The following is a 244-nucleotide window of genomic DNA, read 5'->3' on the forward strand; positions in this document are numbered from 1 at the left end:
GCAGAGCGGGCAGGACAAAGTTTTCCGCAAAGTCTTCTTTGGCATCGATAACGACGGATGCATAGGCGCCGACTTGGCTTCCTTTGGCCTCGATGGCTTCCAGGTCCTTGCCTTCACCAACGTCAATACAGCATGCAATTACGTCGTAGCCTTTGTTCTTAAGCCAGGCAATAGCGACTGAGGTATCCAGGCCGCCAGAATAAGCTAAAACGATTTTTTCCTTTTCTTGTTTCATAAGTTCTTC

Annotated in this window: 1 protein-coding gene; it reads right to left on the reverse strand. The window is 48.4% G+C overall.

Translation table 11 applies throughout. From position 1 onward, the window contains the following. The coding region (locus tag LJE08_RS14335; RefSeq protein ID WP_227403625.1) for an argininosuccinate synthase domain-containing protein at nucleotides 1-235 on the reverse strand (235 nt) is incomplete at its 3' end. Between the last annotated feature and the right edge of the window lie 9 nt (nucleotides 236-244).

Origin of the sequence: Holdemanella sp. DFI.5.55 (assembly GCF_020593575.1) — a bacterium.
GTDB classification, from domain to species: Bacteria; Bacillota_I; Bacilli_A; order Erysipelotrichales; family Erysipelotrichaceae; genus Holdemanella; species Holdemanella hominis.